The sequence below is a fragment of the Streptomyces sp. NPDC057307 genome (genome assembly GCF_042667665.1).
Taxonomy (GTDB): domain Bacteria; phylum Actinomycetota; class Actinomycetes; order Streptomycetales; family Streptomycetaceae; genus Streptomyces.
In genome coordinates this window covers 1-18,127 of record NZ_JBHUZM010000052.1, presented here as the reverse complement: position 1 = coordinate 18,127, position 18,127 = coordinate 1, and the positions used below count along the sequence as shown (strand labels likewise).

Genomic DNA, 18,127 nt, shown 5'->3' with positions numbered 1-18,127 from the left:
CACTCGACGCAGTTGCCGCCGTCCTGGCTGCTGTATGACGACTTCACCCAACTCTCCGGTGCCAGAGTGACGTTCACAGCGCCGCCACGAAAGCACGCCAGCCTGCGGCCGAGACCGTGAGCACGGGCCCGTCGGCCAACTTGCTGTCCCGGACGGGGACGACGCCGTGCGCCTGGGCGATGGCGGGCGACCACTCCACGCAGTTGCCGCCTTCACCGCTGCTGTACGAGGACTTGACCCAGTTTTCGGACGCGGAGGTACGGTTCACAGGGACTCCATCTGCTCTCTCAGGAGCGAAGCACTCTCCCGTGGCGAAAGCGCCTCGCTGGTCAGCTCATTGTAAGCACTTTGAGCGATGCGGACATGGTGAGGATCGTCGATGATGCCCGCAGTTCGAAAAGCCTCAACACATGCCACAGTGACGTGACTTGGCGACGTCAGTAGCGTGATGGCCCCGTCATTCAGCAGATGTGCCTCCGAGTCGAGTGGAAGCACCTGCACCTGCGTGGTCGGCCGCTCGGCCATGCCGAGAAGCGCAGCCAGTTGATCACGCATCACCTCCGGCGAGCCGATCCGGTTCCGGATGGCCGACTCGCACAGTACGAGCCGGACGTCCGGCGGCGCCGCCCCACGCAGCAGATCCTGACGAGCAAGGCGACTGCCGACTGAAGCCGTGATCTCGTCCTCACTGGCGCGACGGTCGCTGTTCCTGAAGAGCACGCGCGCGTACGCCCCGGTCTGAAACAGCCCCGGCACAATCGTGGGTGACCACTCCCAGACGGCGATCGCCTCCCGCTCCAGCGCCATGCGGCGCCGGTAGAGCGCGGGGAAGGTCTGCGCGACTGCCTCTTCGTACAGCCTCTTGAAGAGTCCGTCCGTCTCGAAGATCTGGTCGAAGAGAGCAGGCAGATGGCTGGGGATGGGCGGCACCGCCCGCTCGATCCGGCTGATGGTGGACTTCGACGTCTTCGCCCGCCGCGCCAACTCCGTCTGCGACAGCTTGCCTGCCGGACGCAGCTCTCTGGCGTCCCTCAACGCCTCCCCGAACCGCTCCAGCGGAGTGCGTACTTCGTCAACACCGTACCCCTCATACATGCCGAAACCCCCTTGACTACACGTCTGGGAAGCGTCCTCGCGTGGCACGTTTGCCCTGCTCAGACGTCTGCGCATATGCCGGTTCGACCAACCCGCAGGACGGTCAGGGAACACCTTCCCACCGTAGCGCCCATCGTCGCACTCTGAACACCCCCGATTACTCCCCGTAGAAGGGTGCGACGTGGACCTAGATCCCCCCGCCCCGGACGACCAACTCACCACCCTCGTAGAGGAAGGCGCCTTCTACCGGCTCCGCCCCCACACCCCGCCCGCCGCCGCAGGCGAATACGCGCCGGTGACGGCCGGCCTTCTCCGACACGTTCTCCACGGACTGAAAGGGCTGCCCGAATGACCCGCAGCGAATCGCGTCAATTCCTGTCCCAGCTTTCCGAAGCCGTCGGCGTGGACGGCGCCGTCGTCGTCCGGAAAGTCGAACCGGGAGCGGAGGGGGCCGACTTGAGCCCCGGTTCCGTGCTCAACTGGCCGCCGTGCGAATGCGGGCACCCCAAGTGCCCCGACTATCAGCCCGGTTCAGCCGCCACGACGGAAAGGAACCGGATCAGCCGACGCGACGACGGGTAACCGTCACCGGTCCCTACGGGCTCACCCGGACACGTGCGATGTGGTCCAGCATCGCGTCGAGCGCGACCTCCAGCGGGCGGACCTCCCGCTGGATCTGGGTGAGCAGCAGCCCGCCCTGGAGCGCGGCGAGCGTGGCCAGCGCCAAGTCGTCCGGGTCGGCGTCGAGTTCGCCCCGGGCGTGCATCGCCGTGAGGCCCTCGCGGATCGCGGATTCCCAGCGCAGGAACCCCGAGGCGACCGCCAGCCGTGCCTCCGGGTTGTTCTCCGCGACCTCGGTCCCCAGCGTGCCGATGGGGCAGCCGCCCCGGCATTGCAGACGGCGCTGGTACTCCACCAGGGCGTCCCGCCAGCCCCGCAGGCCGGCCATCGTGTCCAGGCGGGTGAAGTGCGGCGCCTGCATCTCCAGCACCGCCTCCGTCTGGAACTCGATCACCGCCAGGAGCAGCGCCTGCTTGTCCGCGAAGTAGTGGTAGATCTGCGAGCCGCTCACGCCGGCCGCGGCCCGTACGTCCTCCAGCGTCGCCTCGGTGAGCCCGCGCTCGTACATCAGCTGGGCCGCCGCCGCGACGATCCGCCGGCGGGTGGCCCGGCCCTTCGGGGTCAGCGGCTTGGCGGGGTCCTTCCGCCGGGTCTCGGTCGTCATGCGTCCAGCATAGAGGATTTTGGAGTGGACAACCCATTTTTTGCCGAGCAATCTGGAACGCACAACCCACTCCGGTCCCTCCCCGGGCCGGAACTCCGGAAGGTGCACCATGGAACTCACCGGCAAAATCGCCCTGATCACCGGCTCCACCGGCGGTATCGGCTCCGAGACGGCCCGCCTGATCGCCGCTTCGGGGGCCGATGTCGTCATCACCGGCCGTAACCCGGAGCGCGGCGCGGCCACCGTGAAGTCGATCTCCGAAGCCGGGGGCAGCGCGCGGTTCGTCGCGGCCGATCTCACCGACCTGGCCTCGCTGCGCCGTCTCGCCGGGGAGGCCGGTGACGTCGACATCCTGGTCAACAACGCCGCGATCTTCCCCGGCGGGCCGACCACGTCGCAGGACGTGGAGACCTTCGACACAGCCCTCGCCGCCAACATCCGGGCCCCGTACTTCCTGACCGCCGCCCTCGCACCGGGCATGGTCGCCCGGGGGTCCGGCAGCATCATCAACATCAGCACGATGGCCGTGCGTGTGGGGATGGCCGGGCTGTCCGTCTACGCCGCGACCAAGGCGGCGCTGGAATCCCTCACCCGCACGTGGGCGGCCGAGTTCAGCCCGGCCGGCGTGCGTGTCAACACCGTGGCCCCGGGCCCCACCCGTACCGACATGGTGATCGGTTCGATGGGTGAGGAGGGCGCCCAGCAGGTCGCGAAGACGACGCTGCTCGGCCGCCTCGCCACGCCGCGCGAGATCGCCGAGGTCATCCACTTCCTCGCCACCGAGCGCGCCGCCTACGTCACCGGTGCCACGATCGCCGCCGACGCCGGCCGTACGGCGGTGTAGTCGTACGGCGGGGCCGGGGCGGGCCGGGGAGCCGTCCGCCGCGTACGGGACGCCACGTACCGGACGCCGCCCCGGCCGCACGCGCTACCCCCCGGCCACCGGCCCCCGCGGCGCGCTCGCCTGCCAGGCCGTGAACAAGGGCACTTCGCCCGTGCCGTCCAGGACCACCACGCCGAACGGCCGGTCGAAGGCGACCGGCACCACGCGCGGCGGCCGGGCGGACCCCGCGCGCATCGCGATCACCGTCACCGCCGCCGCCTCGACGCCCAGTTCGGCGACCTTCACCACCGCCTCCTGCACGACCTCCTCGATCCTGAGCCGTTCCGGCGACAGCCCCGAGAAGTCCGCGGCGTCACTCGTCGCGTACGTCACTCCGAGCGCCGCCAGTTGGGGCGCGATGTCCATCGTCGTACGGAGTTCGAGCCGCGGCAGCGCGAGGCCGATCATCTCGGTGTCGATCGGCGCGCGGCGCGACTCGGGCGCCCACGCGGCGGGCAGGACGTCCGCCGCCCTCGCCCCCTTCTCCCCCAGCACGAACCGCACCCGCACGGCGGACTTCCCGCCCTCGCAGCGCAGTTCGACCACGTGCGCGCCGTCCACCGTCCATCCGGAGCCCGCGCCGAGGCGCTGGTGCATGGTCGGCACGTCATGCACCGATCCCGCCGCGTCCGTGAAGGGCCGGGCGGCGGTGGCCACCGCCTCGAAGGGGGTGTACCAACGCGCCTTCAGCGCAAGGACGTTGACGAGCGCGAGCAGCGTGTTCCCGTCGATTTCCACGGGCAGCTTCTCGATCAGCCCGCCGGTCGCGTCCCGTACCCAGGCGTCGATCCCGGCCGGATCCATGTGCCCGAAGCCGATGTCCGGAAGCGCCTCCCGGTACGCGCGGTAGACCGGGACGCTGCTCCATACCCGTGTGGCCACGCCCAGTTGCTCGGTCCGGGCGAGCGCGCGGGCGCTGGCGGTCACGGCCTCGGCGACGTCCGTCCCACCGCCCAGCCTCAGCAGGGCCTCCAGCTCACCGGCCGTCTCACCCCGCGCCCCGGCGGTCACCGCGCCGAGCGCCAGCCACAGCCCGGCGGGCGAACAGACGAAGTCACCGTCCACGCCGCCACGTTCACCCTCACCGCGTACTCGCAGCCACCGCTCCGCGAGCGTCTGCATCGCCCCGGCGTATGTCGTCAGTCCTGTTGTCTCCTGTCCCATGCGGTTGAGCGTACGACGGACGCCGCGACACACACCGAGACGGGGACGGCCGCGGTCCCAACGCGGCCGTCCCCGGGTTCTTGGACGCTCCCTGCCTCAGATCCGGAGCAGTCGCTCCGTGACCTCGCGGTAGCTCCGCAGCGCGAGCCGCAGATCCTCCGTGTCGGCCGTCGACTTGCCGCTCCTGTCCCCGTGCGCGTCCCAGCTGTCGCGCAAGCTGCGGGGCCGTTCGGCCAGGGCCGTCGTAAGGCGCTCGACCGCCTCTTCCAGTACGCCCGCCGCTTCCTCGACCGAGCGCCTGGGCCCGTCGATGAAGGTGGACAGCGCTTCCTGGAGGCGCAGGTTGAGCTTGTCGCACTCGTCCTGGGGGATCAGCCGGGGCGTCTGCGCGGGTGTGTCCTCCGGCGTCCGGCCGGGCGCGGTCTCACGCGCCGGCACCGACGCCGACGCCGATGCGGCCGTGGACTTGGGCGTGGACGCGGCCGTGGACGCGGACTTGGACGTCGAGAACGTCGGCGCGCTCGACTTGCCGGGTGCGCTCCTGGGCGTCGTGACAGGCGCGTGCACCGGGTGCACGGGGTCCTGGACCGGCCCCGCCAGCGGGTCCTTGTGCGGGTCCTTCTCCGTCGCACGGGCTGTCCCGGGCGGCGTGGCGGGCGCGGACGCCAGCGGCGCCGAGGCCGGCGCGGCCGGCGGCGTGGCGGGCGGTGTCATCGGCGGTGCCGTGGGCCGCGCGGGCCGGTGCCCGGCGTCGCCGCCGGCAGCGGCGGCGGCCTCCGACTCGGACAGCGGCACGACGGGCGTCGCGGGCTTGCTGCCGCGCTCACTCCTGAGCACCTGCTCCCGCTCCCCCTTGCCGGTCTTCGCCTGCCGATCCTTGCGATCCTGCTGCTGCTCGGAGTTGGACGGGTCGTACGGGTCGTACGTCATCACACGCCACTTCCTTTGGGCCTCAGTGCGGGATTCCGGCCGGGGATGCCCGGACGGTGCCGGGGGCTGTCCTCCTTGGAGTCCAGGACCAGCCGCTCGAAGAGCTGACGCGCCTCGACCATCGCCTCGCGCAGTTCCTCGGTACTCGCGCCCTGGCCCGCCTCGGAGGCGGCGTGGTGCACCCTGCGGTAGCCGTCCACCTGGTGCGCGTGGTGCACGGACAGGGCGTCGACGTGCTCGGTGTGCTGCTCGGCGTCCGGGAAACCCCGGTCCGAGGCCAGCCGGGAGATCAACTTGTCGGCCTCGACGACGGCCTGTCGCGGGGAGTCGACGAAACGCTCCTGAAGACCGGCCCAGTGGGCGACGTACTGGTCGCGCGCCTCGGCGGGCAGCGGGCGCTGACGCAGGTCGCCGTGGCGCTTGACCCGCTCGGCCAACTCGGTCTCGGCGGCCTTGACATCACCGTGGTGCCGGTTGACGGCCCGCTCGTACTCGGGGCCGAACCGCCGCTTCAGTCCGCCGCGTCCACCACCTTTGCCGGTCCCGTACAGGACGGCGGCGACAGCGATGGCGATCACCACGATCAGCGCGACGACGATCAGGACAGTGGACATGATTGCCTTCCTGGATTCCTGGATTCGACTCGTGTTCCGGTGAAGGGGCGCCTCGGAGAGTCGGGTTGCCCGGAATCGGCTGGCCAAACAGCGCGGCACCGGGATAGAGAGATGACCATGAACTGGAACGTCCGCCCCGAGTTCTTCGGGACCTCCGAAGCCACCCGGCTGCGCCGCGACTACTACGACGAGGTCGCGAGCCGTTACTGGCGACGCCCGGCGACGGCGGCGGAGATCGACGAGGGCCTCGCGGACGACCCGCCCGACCGACTCACCCCGCCCACCGGTGAGTTCGTCGTCGGACGGTACGAGGGCGTGCCCCAGTCGTGCGGCGGCGTACTGCTGCTGGACGGCCCCGGCTCACGTACACCCGAGCTGACCGGGGCGCCCGGGCCGGCACGGGTGGCCGAGCTGACGCGGGTCTACGTCCGCCCCGCCGTACGCGGCACGGGCGGCGGTCACGCGCTGCTCGCGGCCCTGGAGGCGGCGGCCCGCCGGCTCGGCGCGACGCGGATGGTGCTCGACACCCGGCTCGACCTCGTCGAGGCGCGGGGCCTGTACGCCGCGTGCGGCTACGCGGAGATCCCCGCGTACAGCGAAGGCCCTTACTCCGAGATCTGGTTCGGCAAGGACCTCGCAGCAGCGCCGTAACCGGGCCGGGACTCACACCGAATGATCGCCGCGCGGCGAATGATCTCCGCGCGGCGAGTGATCGCCTCGCGGCTCCGCGCCGTCGGGCCGTTCCGCGTCCGACCCGCACAGCTCGCCGCTCAACTCCTCCACCAGCTCCGCCAGATCGGTCGGCCGCTCGGGCCCCCACCAGTCGCCCAGCATCTCGGCGAGCGACTCCTCCCGCGCCCGTGCCAGCACCGTCGCCACGTCCAGGCCGTGCTCGGTGAGGACCAGCCCCGTCCCGTCGCGGCGGGCCAGGCCGCGCTCCTCGATCTGCCGGGACGCGTCGTTGATGACCGACAGGGGTACGGGGACGGTCTCGGCGAGACGGGCGGGTTCGACCACGCCGTGGCGTCTGATGCGCAGCAGCAGCCAACTGGCCGCCGGGAGCAGGTCGTACCCCGACCTCTCGGTGATCTTCTCGTAGATGTGCCGGCGTCCCTCGCGGGTGCCGAGTACGGACAGCATGCGGGCGCACTCGTCGCGCGAGGAGCGTTCGACCGGGTTGCTGGCCAGGGTCTCGGTGACCTCGGGGGCGGTCACCGAGCCGCGCAGCTTGTCCTCCTTGAGGAACCAGGCGACGACGAAGGCCACGAGGACGACGGGCACGGCGAACAGGAAGACATCGGTGATCGATGTCGAGTACGCGTTGAGCACCCCGGCCCGCATCGCGGGCGGCAGGTCGCCCACGGAGCGCGGGTCGGACGCGAGCTGTCCCGGGCTCACGCCGGGCGGGAGCCGCTGCCCGGCGAGGGAGTCGGTGAGCTTGCTCCGCAGCAGGTTGGTGAAGATCGTGCCGAAGATGGCGACGCCGAACGAGGCGCCGATGGAGCGGAAGAAGGTCGCGCCGGAGGTGGCGACGCCCAGGTCCTCGTAACGGACGGAGTTCTGCGCGACCAGCACGAGCACCTGCATGACGAGTCCCAGACCCGCGCCGAAGACGAAGAAGTACGCGCTCATCTCCCACGTGCCACTGCTCACCTTCAGCTGGTGGAGCAGCAGCAGTCCGATCGCGATGATGCCCGTGCCGGCGATCGGGAAGACCTTCCAGCGGCCCGTACGGCTGACGATCTGCCCGGACCCGGTGGAGGTGAGCAGCAGTCCGAACACCATCGGCAGCATGTGCACGCCCGACAGGGTCGGGGACACGCCCTGCACGATCTGGAGGAACGTCGGCAGATAGGTCATGGCGCCGAACATGGCGAAGCCGACGATGAAGCTGATGACGCAGACGAGCGCGAAGGTCCTGATACGGAAGAGTCCGAGGGGCAGTACGGGCTCCGCGGCCCGCCGCTCCACCTGGATGAAGAGGATCAGCAGGATCACGGCGAGGACGGCGAGGCCGACGATCTGGGCCGAGCCCCAGTCCCAGGTGGTGCCGCCGAGGGAGGCGACGAGGACCAGGCAGGTGGCGACGGAGGCGATGAGGAAGGTGCCGAGGTAGTCGATGGTGTGCTTGGTCGAGCGCACCGGGATGTGCAGGACGGCGGCGATGACGGCCAGGGCGACGACGCCGATGGGCAGGTTGATGTAGAAGACCCAGCGCCAGCTCAGATGCTGGGTGAACAGCCCGCCGAGCAGCGGGCCGAGGACGCTGGTGGCGCCGAAGACGGCGCCGAACAGGCCCTGGTACTTGCCTCGTTCGCGCGGCGAGACGATGTCGCCGACGATCGCCATCGACAGCACGATGAGCCCGCCGCCGCCGAGGCCCTGGAGGGCGCGGAAGATGATCAGCTCGGCCATGCTCTGGGAGACACCGCAGAGGGCCGACCCGATCAGGAAGATGATGATGGCCGCCTGGAAGAGCTTCTTGCGGCCGTACTGGTCGCCGAGCTTGCCCCACAGAGGGGTGGCGGCGGTCGAGGCCAGCAGATACGCGGTGACGACCCAGGACAGATGGTCGAGGCCGCCGAGGTCGCTGGCGATGGTGGGCAGCGCGGTGGAGACGATGGTCTGGTCGAGCGCGGCGAGCAGCAGGCCGAGCAGCAGGGCGCCGATCGAGACGAAAATGGTCCGCCGGTTCTGGCCCTCGCCGGGGACCGGACTCGTGGGCGGGGTGCTCACTTCCTGAGCCATCGGCATCTCCTCGGGTCTGCGTCTGCCCCCATCCTGGTTGTTCTGTTGATTTATGGCCTGTTATGTCCTGCCGAACGCGGTCGGCGGACGGGACGGACCCCCGTCCGCCGCCGCGGGGCCGGGCTGCATAATCGCTGACAGCCCAAGGGAGGGGACCCACATTGACCGGACAGCTCTGTCCCGAATGCGGTACGCCGCGGGACGCGTACGGCCGATCGGGCGTCGGCTGCGACTGCTCGGAGCGGGCGGCGATAGCGGCGGCCGAGGACTTCGACCCGCTGCGGATACGGCCGTACGTGGCGCTGGAGGACCCCGACGGGGCCGTACCGTCCATCCCGCCACCACCGCCGATGCACGGCGGCGACCGGTCGGAGGGCACCGACCCGGCCGAGACGATGCGGCTGTCGCTGCCGGGGCTGCGGACGACGGCGCCGGGCGCGGCGGCGGACGATCCGGAACGGACGGGTGGGCGCAGGACGTTCGCGATGGTGGCGCTGACGGCGGCGGCCGTGGCGGTGATCGGTACGGCGTCGTTCGCCGGGGGGCTGTTCACCGGGGACGACGGGGGTGACGAGGCGACGTCCGATCTGAACTCGGGGCTGCCGACGGCGAGTGCGCGGCCGGATCCGTCGACGTCGGCTTCGGCGAACGCGTCCGCGTCGAAGCCGGCGTCGGGTTCTTCGGCCTCGGCTTCGGCCTCCGGATCGGGAGCCGCGTCGGCGTCGAAGCCGGCCACGAGCGGGCCGCCGTCGTCGACGGGGAAGCCGGGCTCGACGGGCAAGCCCGCGACGGAGCCACCGCGGCCGGACGGCACGGGGACGACGCAGGGGTCGGGGGCCGGGGCGGGTCTGCGGCGCGGGGACAGCGGGGCGGAGGTCGAGGAGCTTCAGCGCAGGCTGTCGGAGGTCTGGCTGTACAACGACGGGTACGACGGCCGGTTCGGCGAGCGCGTGGAGGCGGCGGTCCGCGTCTACCAGTCGTACAAGAGCATCGAGGGTGATCCGAGCGGTGTGTACGGCCCGAACACCCGGCGCGCGCTGGAGGCGGAGACCAGCGGGAACGGCAGGGAGCAGGGTGGCGGGGGCGGCGGAGGTGCCGGCGGGCCGGGCCGGGGAGAAGACTGGGGCCGGGACTGACCGGTTCTCGATCCGACCGGGCTGGCGTGTTCCCGTACCCACTTTGTATAGTCGTTGAACAAAGCGGTTCCCGTCCGTATCCCTGACCGGCGGGCGGGAGCCGCTCTTGTCTGTGCTCACCCCTTGCTTGGAGTCCGCCGATGCCGGCCAACGCCCCGACCACGACGACAACCGTCCTGACCGCCCGCGCGCTACTGCTCGACATGGACGGGACCCTCGTCAACTCCGACGCCGTCGTGGAACGCTGCTGGCGCCGGTGGGCCATCGAGCACGGCCTGGACCCGGAGGAGGCCCTGAAGGTCGTCCACGGCCGCCAGGGCTACCTGACGATGGCGGTGCTGCTGCCGGACCGGCCCATGGAGCTGAACCTCGCCGACAACCGCGTGATGCTGGCGCAGGAGACCGCGGATCTGGACGGGGTGGTCCCGATCGCGGGCGCGCCCGCGTTCATGTCGGCGATCGCGGAGCTGCCGCACGCGCTGGTGACCTCGGCGGACGAAGCCCTCGCGACGGCCCGCATGGCGGCGTCCGGCCTCCCGATCCCCCCGACCCGCGTCACGGCGGAACACGTCTCGGCGAGCAAGCCGGACCCGGAGGGCTTCCTGAAGGGCGCCGCGCTACTGGGCGTCGACCCGGGCGACTGCCTGGCCCTGGAGGACTCCGACGCGGGCATCACATCCGCGCGCGCGGCGGGGATGCGGGTGCTGGGGGTGGGCCCGCGGGCGGCCTCATTGTCCCCGACGGCCCACACGCACGATCTGACGGACGTACGGGTGACGACGCTGCCGGACGGCACGTTCCAGGTCCACGTGGGCGGGTGACTGCCCCGCCCCTCCCGATGCCCGACCGCGCACCCCGAGCGTTTGTCTGCGACATTTCACTCATACGACCCCTCGGTGCGGAGGATCCTCATGTCGCTCACGGACGCTGACGAGGTCACACTCATCGCGGATCGGTCGGCGATCGGCCGACTGCTCAGCGGCTACTTCCGCGCCCTGGACAGCAAGCGTCTCGACCCGGCCTGGGCCGAGGCCACGTTCACGGCCGACGCCGAGCTGCACTTCCCCCCGGACCGGGTGGCGGAGGGGCGCGCCGCGGCCCTGGAGCTGACCCGGCAGATCGCGAGCTGGTGGAAGGCGACGCTGCACCTGACGACCGACCACCTCGTGGAGACCGACGGAGCCACGGCCTCTCTGCACGCGAACCTGTCCGTGACCCACATTCACTTCGACGACGACCCGCGCCCGGAGGTCACGAACTTCGTGCTGGGTGGAGTGTGCGACCTGACATGCGTGCGCACACCTCGGGGGTGGCGCATCGCCAGGTTCACACTGCAGGAGATCTGGTCGCTCGGAGACCCGCCGGCGGTGGTACTCAGGGACGGCCACTGACGCGACGAGCGCGCGGGGGCGGGGGGCGGGCCCGTCGGGGGCGCTGACGACGCAGGCCGCCCACACCCACACCCCCACCCCGACCCCGACCACGGGCGCAAGCCGGCACAGGTACGCCCAACGGAAGCCCGGCACACACCCCGCGGGACGGACGGCCTGCCCTCCTCGTAGGCCGCTCGCAGCGGGCCACGGCCGCAAGCCCGTCGGCCGGCCCGGAGGCGCCGGGCGGCGCCGGTACGCCCGACGGAAGTCCGGCCCTCGGCTCACAGGGCGAACCGCCGACCCGGCGCCACCACCCGCAGGGCGCGCCGAAGACCACCCACCCACACCCGGCCACGGGCGCAAGCGCGTCGGCCGGCCCGGCGCCACCGCCCGCGGGCGGGCACGGGCCGCAGGCCCGCCAGCGCCCCGCCGCGCAGATGACCGCCCACCTGGCCACGGGCGCAAGCCCGTCGGTCGGCCCGGCCCGGAGGCGCCGAGCGGCGCGGGTACACCCGACGGATTTGCGCCCCTCGGCTCGCAGGGCGCGCACGGGCTGCAGGCCCGTCGCACCGCCCACCACCCCCCGGGGGCCCGGGGCCCACCCCGGTTTCGGGAAGGGGCGGGAACGGGGAAAAACCAACACCCCACCCCGCAAGCCGCACCCCGGCCACGGGCGCAAGCCCGTCGGCCAACCCGGCCGGACCGCCCGCAGGGCGCGCACGGGCCGCAGCCCCGCCACACCACCCACCCCCCCCCGGGGGCCCGGGGCCCACCCCGGTTTCGGGAAGGGGCGGGAACGGGGAAAGGAACAGCGCCCTACCCCCGATGCACCACCCCCCGCGCCACCAACTCCAGCACCGCGCTCACCGCCACCGCCTGCACCGCCATCAACGCCACCAGTACGAACAGCTGCACCGCCCCCGCGAACAACGGCGACGCACCCCCCAGCAGCATCCCGACGAACGCGCCCGGCAGCGTCACCAGTCCCACCGTCCGCGTCTGGTCCAGCCCCGGCAGCAGCGCGTCCGCCGCCGCCGGGCGGGCCACCTCCAGGCGGGCGTCCCGGTCCGGCAGGCCGATCGCGAATCCGGCCTCCACCTCGCCCCGGCGCGTGCCGAGTTCGTCCAGCGCGCGCCGCCCGCCGAGCACCGTCGCCGTCAGCGCGCCGCCGATGAGGATGCCGGTGATGGGGATCAGGGCGATGCCCTTGACCGGTACGAGTCCGGTCAGGAGCAGTACCACGACCACCGGCGCCACCCCCGCCCCGATGGGCACCGCCGCCCACCACCACGTCCCGTTCCCCGTGATGCGGCGCCCCGCGGTGCGTACCGCCACCGCGTACATGAGCGCGATGAAGGCCAGCAGCGCCGGTACGGACCCGACGACCCATCCGATCACCAGGGCGACCACGCCGAGCTGAACCGCCGCCCGCACCCCCGCGGTCGCGATCTCGCGCGCCCGCCCGAGATGCGCGACCGCCGCGGTCCCGGCCGCCGCGACCAGCAGCACCGCCAGGACGAATCCGAACGTCACATCAACCTTCAGCAGCATGCGCCCCACCCAACCCCGATCCGTTGCGGACATTTTGCCTGTACGTCAGATAGCGCCCGCGCGCGAGCCGTTGACGCGCCCCAAGTCCCACGACCGACGTCCCAAAACCCTTGATGTGACGTGCCCATGTCGTCACCCTGTTACCTGGTGCCCACCTCACAGCAATCCGGCACCGCAACGATGGGCGCTCGGGTCCGGCCCCACACGGCTCCGAACGGTCAGCTTCCCCCCACGACAAGGGAGTTCGCATGTCAGGTATCTACGCGCGTCAAGGCCGTCCCGCCGGGCGAATAGCCGTCATCGCCGCGTCCGCCGCGCTGTTCTCGGCCACCGCGCTGCTCGTCGCCCCGACCCCTGCCCAGGCATCTCCGCCCACGCCCATCGCCGCCTCCACGGCGCGTACGTACCTCGGTCAGCTGACCGTGCGCGCCGAAGGCTCCACCAGCGGCTACAGCCGCGACCTGTTCCCGCACTGGATCACCCAGTCGGGCGCCTGCGACACCCGCGAGACCGTGCTCAAGCGCGACGGTTCGAACGTCGTGACGAACTCCAGCTGCGCCGCGACCAGCGGCAGTTGGTACTCCGAGTACGACGGCGCCACCTGGACCGCCGCCGGTGACGTGGACATCGACCACATGGTTCCGCTCGCCGAGGCGTGGACCTCCGGCGCCAGCGGCTGGTCGACCGCCCAGCGTCAGTCCTTCGCCAACGACCTCGGCAATCCGCAGCTGATCGCCGTCACCGACAACGTCAACCAGTCCAAGAGCGACCGCGACCCGGCGGAGTGGCTGCCGCCGAGCGCCTCGTACCACTGCATGTACGCCCGCATGTGGGTGGACGTGAAGCACGCCTACAGCCTGACCGTCGACTCGGCGGAGAAGAGCGCGCTGCAGGGCATCCTCAACGGCTGCTGACAACGGTCCCGGACGGCCGCCGACAGCGGTCGGAAGCAGGTCGTGCTGCCTGTCACAGCCCGGAACCTGGTCTGCCCCCTCCGTCGTTCCGTACCGTACGGGGCGACGGAGGAGGCACCATGACCGGGCTGCGCCTGGGACCACTGCTGCGCTATGTCGACGGGGAATCCGCCGGCACGGCCACGATCTGGGTCGAGACGGACCGGCCGTGCGCGGCCGAGGTCCGCTGCGAGGGCGGCGCGTACGGCTCGTCGCGCACGTTCCTGATCGCCGGGCACCACTACGCCCTGATCCCGGTGACCGGGCTCACCCCCGGTACCGCGGTCGCGTACGAGGTGCTGCTGGACGAGGTACGGGTCTGGCCGCCCGAGGACTCCCCGTTCCCGCCGAGCGTGATCCGTACGCCCGCCGCGTCCGCGACGCGCCACCTACAGAACACCTCCGAGAACGCCCCCGAACTCCACGTCTCCTTCGGCTCCTGCCGCTGGGCCTCCGCGCCGGTGGGTGAGCCCGACCCGGTCGGACCCGACGCCCTCCACACCCTCGCCGCGACCCTCACGGCCGACCCCGGAGCCGTACGCCCCGACGTGCTGCTCCTCCTCGGCGACCAGGTGTACGCCGACGAGACGTCGAAGGCCACGCGCCGCTGGCTGGCCGGGCGCCGCGATCTGGCCGAGCCGCCCGGCGCGGAGGTCGCCGACTACGAGGAGTACACCCACCTCTACGACGAGTCGTGGAGCGACCCCCAGGTCCGCTGGCTGCTCTCCACCGTCCCGAGCTGCATGATCTTCGACGACCACGACGTGATAGACGACTGGAACACCAGCGCGTCCTGGGTGGCCGAGATGCGGACGAAGCCGTGGTGGCGGGAGCGCATCCTCAGCGGCCTGATGTCGTACTGGGTGTATCAGCACCTCGGCAACCTCTCCCCCGCCGAACTGGCCGCCGACAAGCTGTACGCCGCCGTACGCGCGGAGCCGGACGGCACGGATCGGCTGCGGGAGTTCGCCGCCGAGGCCGACGCCGATCCGGCCTGCGTGCGCTGGAGTTACCGCCGCGACTTCGGCCGGACGCGGCTGCTGATGGTCGACTCGCGGGCGGCCCGCGTCCTGGCGGAGGGGCACCGGGAGATGCTGGACCCGGAGGAGGCACGGTGGCTGCGCGACCAGGCGCTGACCGATCCGGGCGAGCGCGACCACCTCCTGATCGGCACCTCCCTGCCCTGGCTGCTGCCGCCGCTGGTGCACGACGCGGAGAGCTGGAACGCCGCGCTGGCCCGGGGCGAGCGCGGACGGCACTGGGCGCGCTTCGGCGAGAAGCTGCGCCGGGCGGCGGACCTGGAGCACTGGGCGGCGTTCCCGACGTCGTTCGAGAAGCTGGCGGGGCTGATCGCCGAGGTGGGCAACGGCCCCGACGCGCCGGCGACGGTCTGCGTGCTGTCGGGCGATGTGCACCACGCGTACGTCGCCGAGCCGCTCTGGCGCACGGACCAGCCGCGGTCGCGGGTCGTCCAACTCACCTGCTCCCCCGTGCACAACTCCATCCCGCTGTCGATACGCCTCGGCTTCCGGTTCGGCTGGAGCAGGGTGGGCCGGCGCCTGGGCCGCGCCTTCGCCCGGCACGGCCGGGTGGCCGCGCCGTCGGTCACGTGGGGCAAGACCGGTGGCCCCTGGTTCGGTAATCAGCTGATGACGCTCACGTTGCGGGGACGCGCCGCGCGGCTGAGCCTGGTCCAGGCGCAGGCACGGGACGAGGACCGGAATGCCGGGGCGCGACTGGTGACCGTCGACGAAAGGGAGCTGGCCCCGAAGTGACGCCGGGGAACGAGCAGGTGACCTCGCGGTGACCTCGGAGCCGTACGTACACCCCCTTTGACACCCCCTCGTCCCTATTGGTCGACCAATGCCCGGTTCCTCCGAACCGGGCATTGGTCTGCCCATGCCCGGCCGAATGGGATCTCCGTCGCAGTCGCGACAAGCCGACCGAACGAAGCAGGTCAGGCGGCACGGCCCAGATTCGCTCCGGAGAACGGGTGTTCGGCCGAGAAACAACCGTTGGCGGGATGTTGAACTTGCAAGCATTCCTTAGGGCTGCCTAACGTGAAGGTTCTCGTCGGTTACGTCCCGAACCGAAGGAGCCACACCCCCCATGTCCACACGTCTCAACCATGCGCAGCCGTACGCCCTCGGACTCTTCCGAATGGTGATCGGACTGCTCTTCGCCTGCCACGGCGCCGCGACACTCTTCGGCGTCCTCGGCAAGGACACCCTCGAAGCCGGCACCTGGCCCGGCTGGTACGCCGCAGTCATCCAGCTCGTCGGAGGCAGCCTGGTCCTCCTCGGTCTGGGTACCCGGATCGCCGCGTTCGTGGCCTCGGGTTCCATGGCGTACGCGTACTTCAACGTCCACCAGCCCGACGGGCTGTTCCCCATGGAGAACGGCGGCGAAGCCTCGGCGATCTTCTGCTGGGCCTTCCTGCTGATCGTCTTCGTCGGCCCCGGCGCACTCTCGCTGGACCGGCTCATCGGCGCGCGCGGCACACGCGAGCCGGAGCGCCGGGACCAGCCGACGGCGGTGACGGCCTGACCGACAGTCGGACCGGTCGTCCGACCGCCAGACCTGTCGTCCGGCGGTCGGACAGCTCGAACAGCAGCACAGGCGCCCGGCTCCCGTTTCGACGGGGTCCGGGCGCCGTTCTGTCCGGCAGACTCGGCCGGACACCCACATTCGGCCATTCCCCGATCTCGGCCATTCAACAAACAGGAGGTGGACAACACCCGCCCCGTGGGAAGGTGGTCCACCACACAGGCGTACGCTGTATGGCTGACAGCCACCGTCCCTTCGCTCCGTGCGAGGGGGGTCGGCGGTCAGGGGGATACGAGGCCGGGGGATTTCGGCTTCGTTACGGAAACGGGGAAGATAAAAGTGCTGGAGAGTCTGGGCGCGCTGACCGGCAGCCCATGGATCTACGCCGTTGTGGCGCTCTCCGTGCTCCTGGACGTGTTCCTGCCCGTGCTGCCCAGCGGCGTGCTGGTGATCACGACGGCCACGGCGGCGGCAGCGGGGACCTCGGCGGTCGCCGACGCGGCCGGCAAGGTGTCGCACGTGGCGCATGTGCCGCAGGAAGTGCCCTCGCTGCTCGTGCTGATGGTGTGCGCGGCCGTCGCCTCCGTGATCGGTGACTTCGTCGCGTACCGCCTCGCCTGGCGCGGCGGGGACCGGCTGGCCCGCGCCATAGCGCGCTCACGCCGGCTGACCACCGCGCAGGAACGCCTCGGCGTCGCCCTCACCGGCGGCGGGATCCTCGTGGTGATCGCGCGCTTCGTCCCGGCGGGCCGCTCGGTGGTCTCGCTGAGCGCGGGCGCGGCGCACCGCAAGATGAAGGAGTTCCTGCCCTGGTCCGCCCTGTCGGCCGTGGCCTGGACGGGTTACAGCGTGGGGCTCGGCTACTTCGGCGGCCAGTGGCTGGGGTCGAGCTGGTTCGGCGCGGCGGTGTCCGTGCTGGCGCTGTTCGCGGCGGGGCTGGTGGCCGCGGCCATCGTGCGCCGCCCGGCGCGGCGGCGGGTACCGGCGCCGGTCGTCTGAGAGCACGCGGCACGACGGCCCACGGATCCGCGCGACACCTCGGGCCACGCCCCAGGTCCGGGCCGCGCCTCAGGTCCGGGCCGCGCCTCGTACCTCGATGCCGTCGAGCAACCGCGCCGTGGCCGCGGCGACCTCCTCGACGGCCCGGTCGAACACCTCACGGTTGTGGGCCGCGGGCGCGCGGAAACCGGAGATCTTGCGTACGTACTGCAGGGCGGCGGCCCTGATCTCCTCCTCGGTGGCCTCTTCGGGGATGACGGGCGGGCGGAGAGTCTTGATACTGCGGCACATACCTCCAGTGTGACCGATCTCCGCCCATGGTGGGTTCAGAAACAGAACTGATAGCTTCTGCCGCATGACGACTGTTGACCTCACCACGCTGTCCGGACTCGAACTGCTGCGCTGGGCCGCCCAACAGCCCACCGACCGGCCCACCATCGGACGGCTCCTCGGGATGGCCTTCGACGAGCTGGAGGAGGGCCGCGTCGTCGTGTCCCTCAGCACGAAGCCCGACTTCGCCAACCCGCTGGGCATCGTGCACGGCGGCATCGCGGCGACGCTGCTCGACTCGGCCCTGGGCTGCGCGGTGCACACGACGCTTCCGGCGGGCGTCGGTTTCACGACGCTGGAGCTGAAGGTGAACTACATCCGCACGGTGACCGTGGACGCGGGGCGGCTCACGGCGGTGGGCACGACGATTCACGTGGGCCGGCGTACGGCGACGGCGGAGGGCCGGGTCACCGACGAGCGCGGCAAGCTGATCGCCCACGCGACGACGACATGCATGATCCTGCCTCCCGAAGGACGCCCCGCCGCCTAAAGCGTGTTGCAGAAGGCTGTGTCTGGGCAGGCCGGGGCAGGGTTCACGACTGGTCTGGTCATGCGGCGAGGGCGAGGTTGTGCATGTGG

General features: G+C 71.4%; 19 protein-coding genes. 10 read left to right on the top strand and 9 right to left on the bottom strand.

The window, feature by feature from the left end; translation table 11 throughout:
- Window positions 1–73: 73 nt before the first annotated feature.
- The 3 genes from ACFUN8_RS19430 to ACFUN8_RS19420 form a co-directional block, all read right to left on the bottom strand.
- Window positions 74–268, bottom strand: coding sequence for a DUF397 domain-containing protein (locus ACFUN8_RS19430; protein WP_383638779.1), 195 nt, complete (start codon window positions 266–268; stop codon window positions 74–76).
- On the bottom strand, window positions 265–1,095 hold the full coding sequence (locus ACFUN8_RS19425) for a Scr1 family TA system antitoxin-like transcriptional regulator (protein WP_383638777.1): 831 nt from the start codon (window positions 1,093–1,095) through the stop codon (window positions 265–267). The genes ACFUN8_RS19430 and ACFUN8_RS19425 overlap by 4 nt, the downstream gene beginning before the upstream one ends.
- 595 nt (window positions 1,096–1,690) lie before the next feature.
- On the bottom strand, window positions 1,691–2,320 hold the full coding sequence (locus ACFUN8_RS19420) for a TetR/AcrR family transcriptional regulator (RefSeq protein WP_383638775.1): 630 nt from the start codon (window positions 2,318–2,320) through the stop codon (window positions 1,691–1,693).
- Between the two features lie 109 nt (window positions 2,321–2,429).
- On the opposite strand from ACFUN8_RS19420, the gene ACFUN8_RS19415 reads away from it, so the two are divergent.
- A complete protein-coding gene (locus ACFUN8_RS19415; protein WP_383638772.1) occupies window positions 2,430–3,164 on the top strand; it encodes an SDR family NAD(P)-dependent oxidoreductase in 735 nt (244 codons plus the stop codon).
- Between the two features lie 84 nt (window positions 3,165–3,248).
- On the opposite strand, the gene ACFUN8_RS19410 is transcribed toward ACFUN8_RS19415, so the two are convergent.
- From ACFUN8_RS19410 to ACFUN8_RS19400, 3 genes are all read right to left on the bottom strand, one after another.
- Entirely contained in the window at window positions 3,249–4,367 is a 1,119-nt protein-coding gene (locus ACFUN8_RS19410; protein WP_383638769.1) for a serpin family protein, read from the bottom strand.
- Between the two features lie 96 nt (window positions 4,368–4,463).
- Complete coding sequence (locus ACFUN8_RS19405; RefSeq protein ID WP_383638766.1) at window positions 4,464–5,297, bottom strand: hypothetical protein; 834 nt, start codon at window positions 5,295–5,297, stop codon at window positions 4,464–4,466.
- Window positions 5,297–5,911 (bottom strand): hypothetical protein, encoded by a 615-nt coding sequence (locus ACFUN8_RS19400; RefSeq protein WP_383638763.1) that lies wholly within the window; start codon window positions 5,909–5,911, stop codon window positions 5,297–5,299. Before ACFUN8_RS19400 ends, ACFUN8_RS19405 begins: the two co-directional genes overlap by 1 nt.
- Before the next feature lie 117 nt (window positions 5,912–6,028).
- On the opposite strand from ACFUN8_RS19400, the gene ACFUN8_RS19395 reads away from it, so the two are divergent.
- Window positions 6,029–6,562, top strand: a complete 534-nt coding sequence (locus tag ACFUN8_RS19395; protein ID WP_383638760.1) for a GNAT family N-acetyltransferase — start codon at window positions 6,029–6,031, stop codon at window positions 6,560–6,562.
- Between the two features lie 12 nt (window positions 6,563–6,574).
- Here the strand turns inward: ACFUN8_RS19395 and ACFUN8_RS19390 are convergent, their stop codons facing one another.
- Entirely contained in the window at window positions 6,575–8,659 is a 2,085-nt protein-coding gene (locus tag ACFUN8_RS19390; RefSeq protein WP_383638757.1) for a DHA2 family efflux MFS transporter permease subunit, read from the bottom strand.
- Between the two features lie 161 nt (window positions 8,660–8,820).
- Between ACFUN8_RS19390 and ACFUN8_RS19385 the strand changes: the two genes are divergently transcribed.
- The 3 genes from ACFUN8_RS19385 to ACFUN8_RS19375 all read left to right on the top strand — a co-directional run bounded on the left by ACFUN8_RS19385 (window position 8,821) and on the right by ACFUN8_RS19375 (window position 11,186).
- Window positions 8,821–9,795 carry a peptidoglycan-binding protein gene (locus ACFUN8_RS19385; RefSeq protein WP_383638754.1) on the top strand — a complete coding sequence of 325 codons (975 nt, stop codon included), beginning with the start codon at window positions 8,821–8,823 and terminating at the stop codon, window positions 9,793–9,795.
- Window positions 9,796–9,935: 140 nt separating this feature from the next.
- Window positions 9,936–10,616, top strand: coding sequence for an HAD-IA family hydrolase (locus ACFUN8_RS19380; protein WP_383638751.1), 681 nt, complete (start codon window positions 9,936–9,938; stop codon window positions 10,614–10,616).
- A gap of 90 nt (window positions 10,617–10,706) precedes the next feature.
- Window positions 10,707–11,186 (top strand): nuclear transport factor 2 family protein, encoded by a 480-nt coding sequence (locus ACFUN8_RS19375; protein ID WP_383638748.1) that lies wholly within the window; start codon window positions 10,707–10,709, stop codon window positions 11,184–11,186.
- 798 nt (window positions 11,187–11,984) lie between these two features.
- Here the strand turns inward: ACFUN8_RS19375 and ACFUN8_RS19370 are convergent.
- Window positions 11,985–12,719: an ABC transporter permease gene (locus tag ACFUN8_RS19370; RefSeq protein WP_383638744.1), complete on the bottom strand. Its 735-nt coding sequence runs from the start codon at window positions 12,717–12,719 to the stop codon at window positions 11,985–11,987.
- A gap of 248 nt (window positions 12,720–12,967) precedes the next feature.
- Here ACFUN8_RS19370 and ACFUN8_RS19365 point away from each other — a divergent pair, with 248 nt between their 5' ends.
- From ACFUN8_RS19365 to ACFUN8_RS19350, 4 genes are all read left to right on the top strand, one after another.
- Complete coding sequence (locus ACFUN8_RS19365) at window positions 12,968–13,633, top strand: HNH endonuclease family protein (RefSeq protein ID WP_383638741.1); 666 nt, start codon at window positions 12,968–12,970, stop codon at window positions 13,631–13,633.
- Between the two features lie 119 nt (window positions 13,634–13,752).
- Window positions 13,753–15,447, top strand: a complete 1,695-nt coding sequence (locus tag ACFUN8_RS19360) for an alkaline phosphatase D family protein (protein ID WP_383638739.1) — start codon at window positions 13,753–13,755, stop codon at window positions 15,445–15,447.
- A gap of 334 nt (window positions 15,448–15,781) precedes the next feature.
- Entirely contained in the window at window positions 15,782–16,219 is a 438-nt protein-coding gene (locus ACFUN8_RS19355) for a DoxX family protein (protein WP_383638736.1), read from the top strand.
- A 339-nt stretch (window positions 16,220–16,558) separates the two neighbouring features.
- The gene (locus ACFUN8_RS19350; protein ID WP_383638733.1) at window positions 16,559–17,218 is read left to right on the top strand and encodes a DedA family protein; all 660 of its coding nucleotides are present in this window, start codon (window positions 16,559–16,561) and stop codon (window positions 17,216–17,218) included.
- A 69-nt stretch (window positions 17,219–17,287) separates the two neighbouring features.
- Here the strand turns inward: ACFUN8_RS19350 and ACFUN8_RS19345 are convergent, their stop codons facing one another.
- Window positions 17,288–17,509 (bottom strand): DUF2277 domain-containing protein, encoded by a 222-nt coding sequence (locus ACFUN8_RS19345; protein WP_383638730.1) that lies wholly within the window; start codon window positions 17,507–17,509, stop codon window positions 17,288–17,290.
- 64 nt (window positions 17,510–17,573) lie between these two features.
- On the opposite strand from ACFUN8_RS19345, the gene ACFUN8_RS19340 reads away from it, so the two are divergent.
- Entirely contained in the window at window positions 17,574–18,038 is a 465-nt protein-coding gene (locus tag ACFUN8_RS19340; RefSeq protein ID WP_383638727.1) for a PaaI family thioesterase, read from the top strand.
- The last annotated feature ends 89 nt before the right edge of the window (window positions 18,039–18,127 follow it).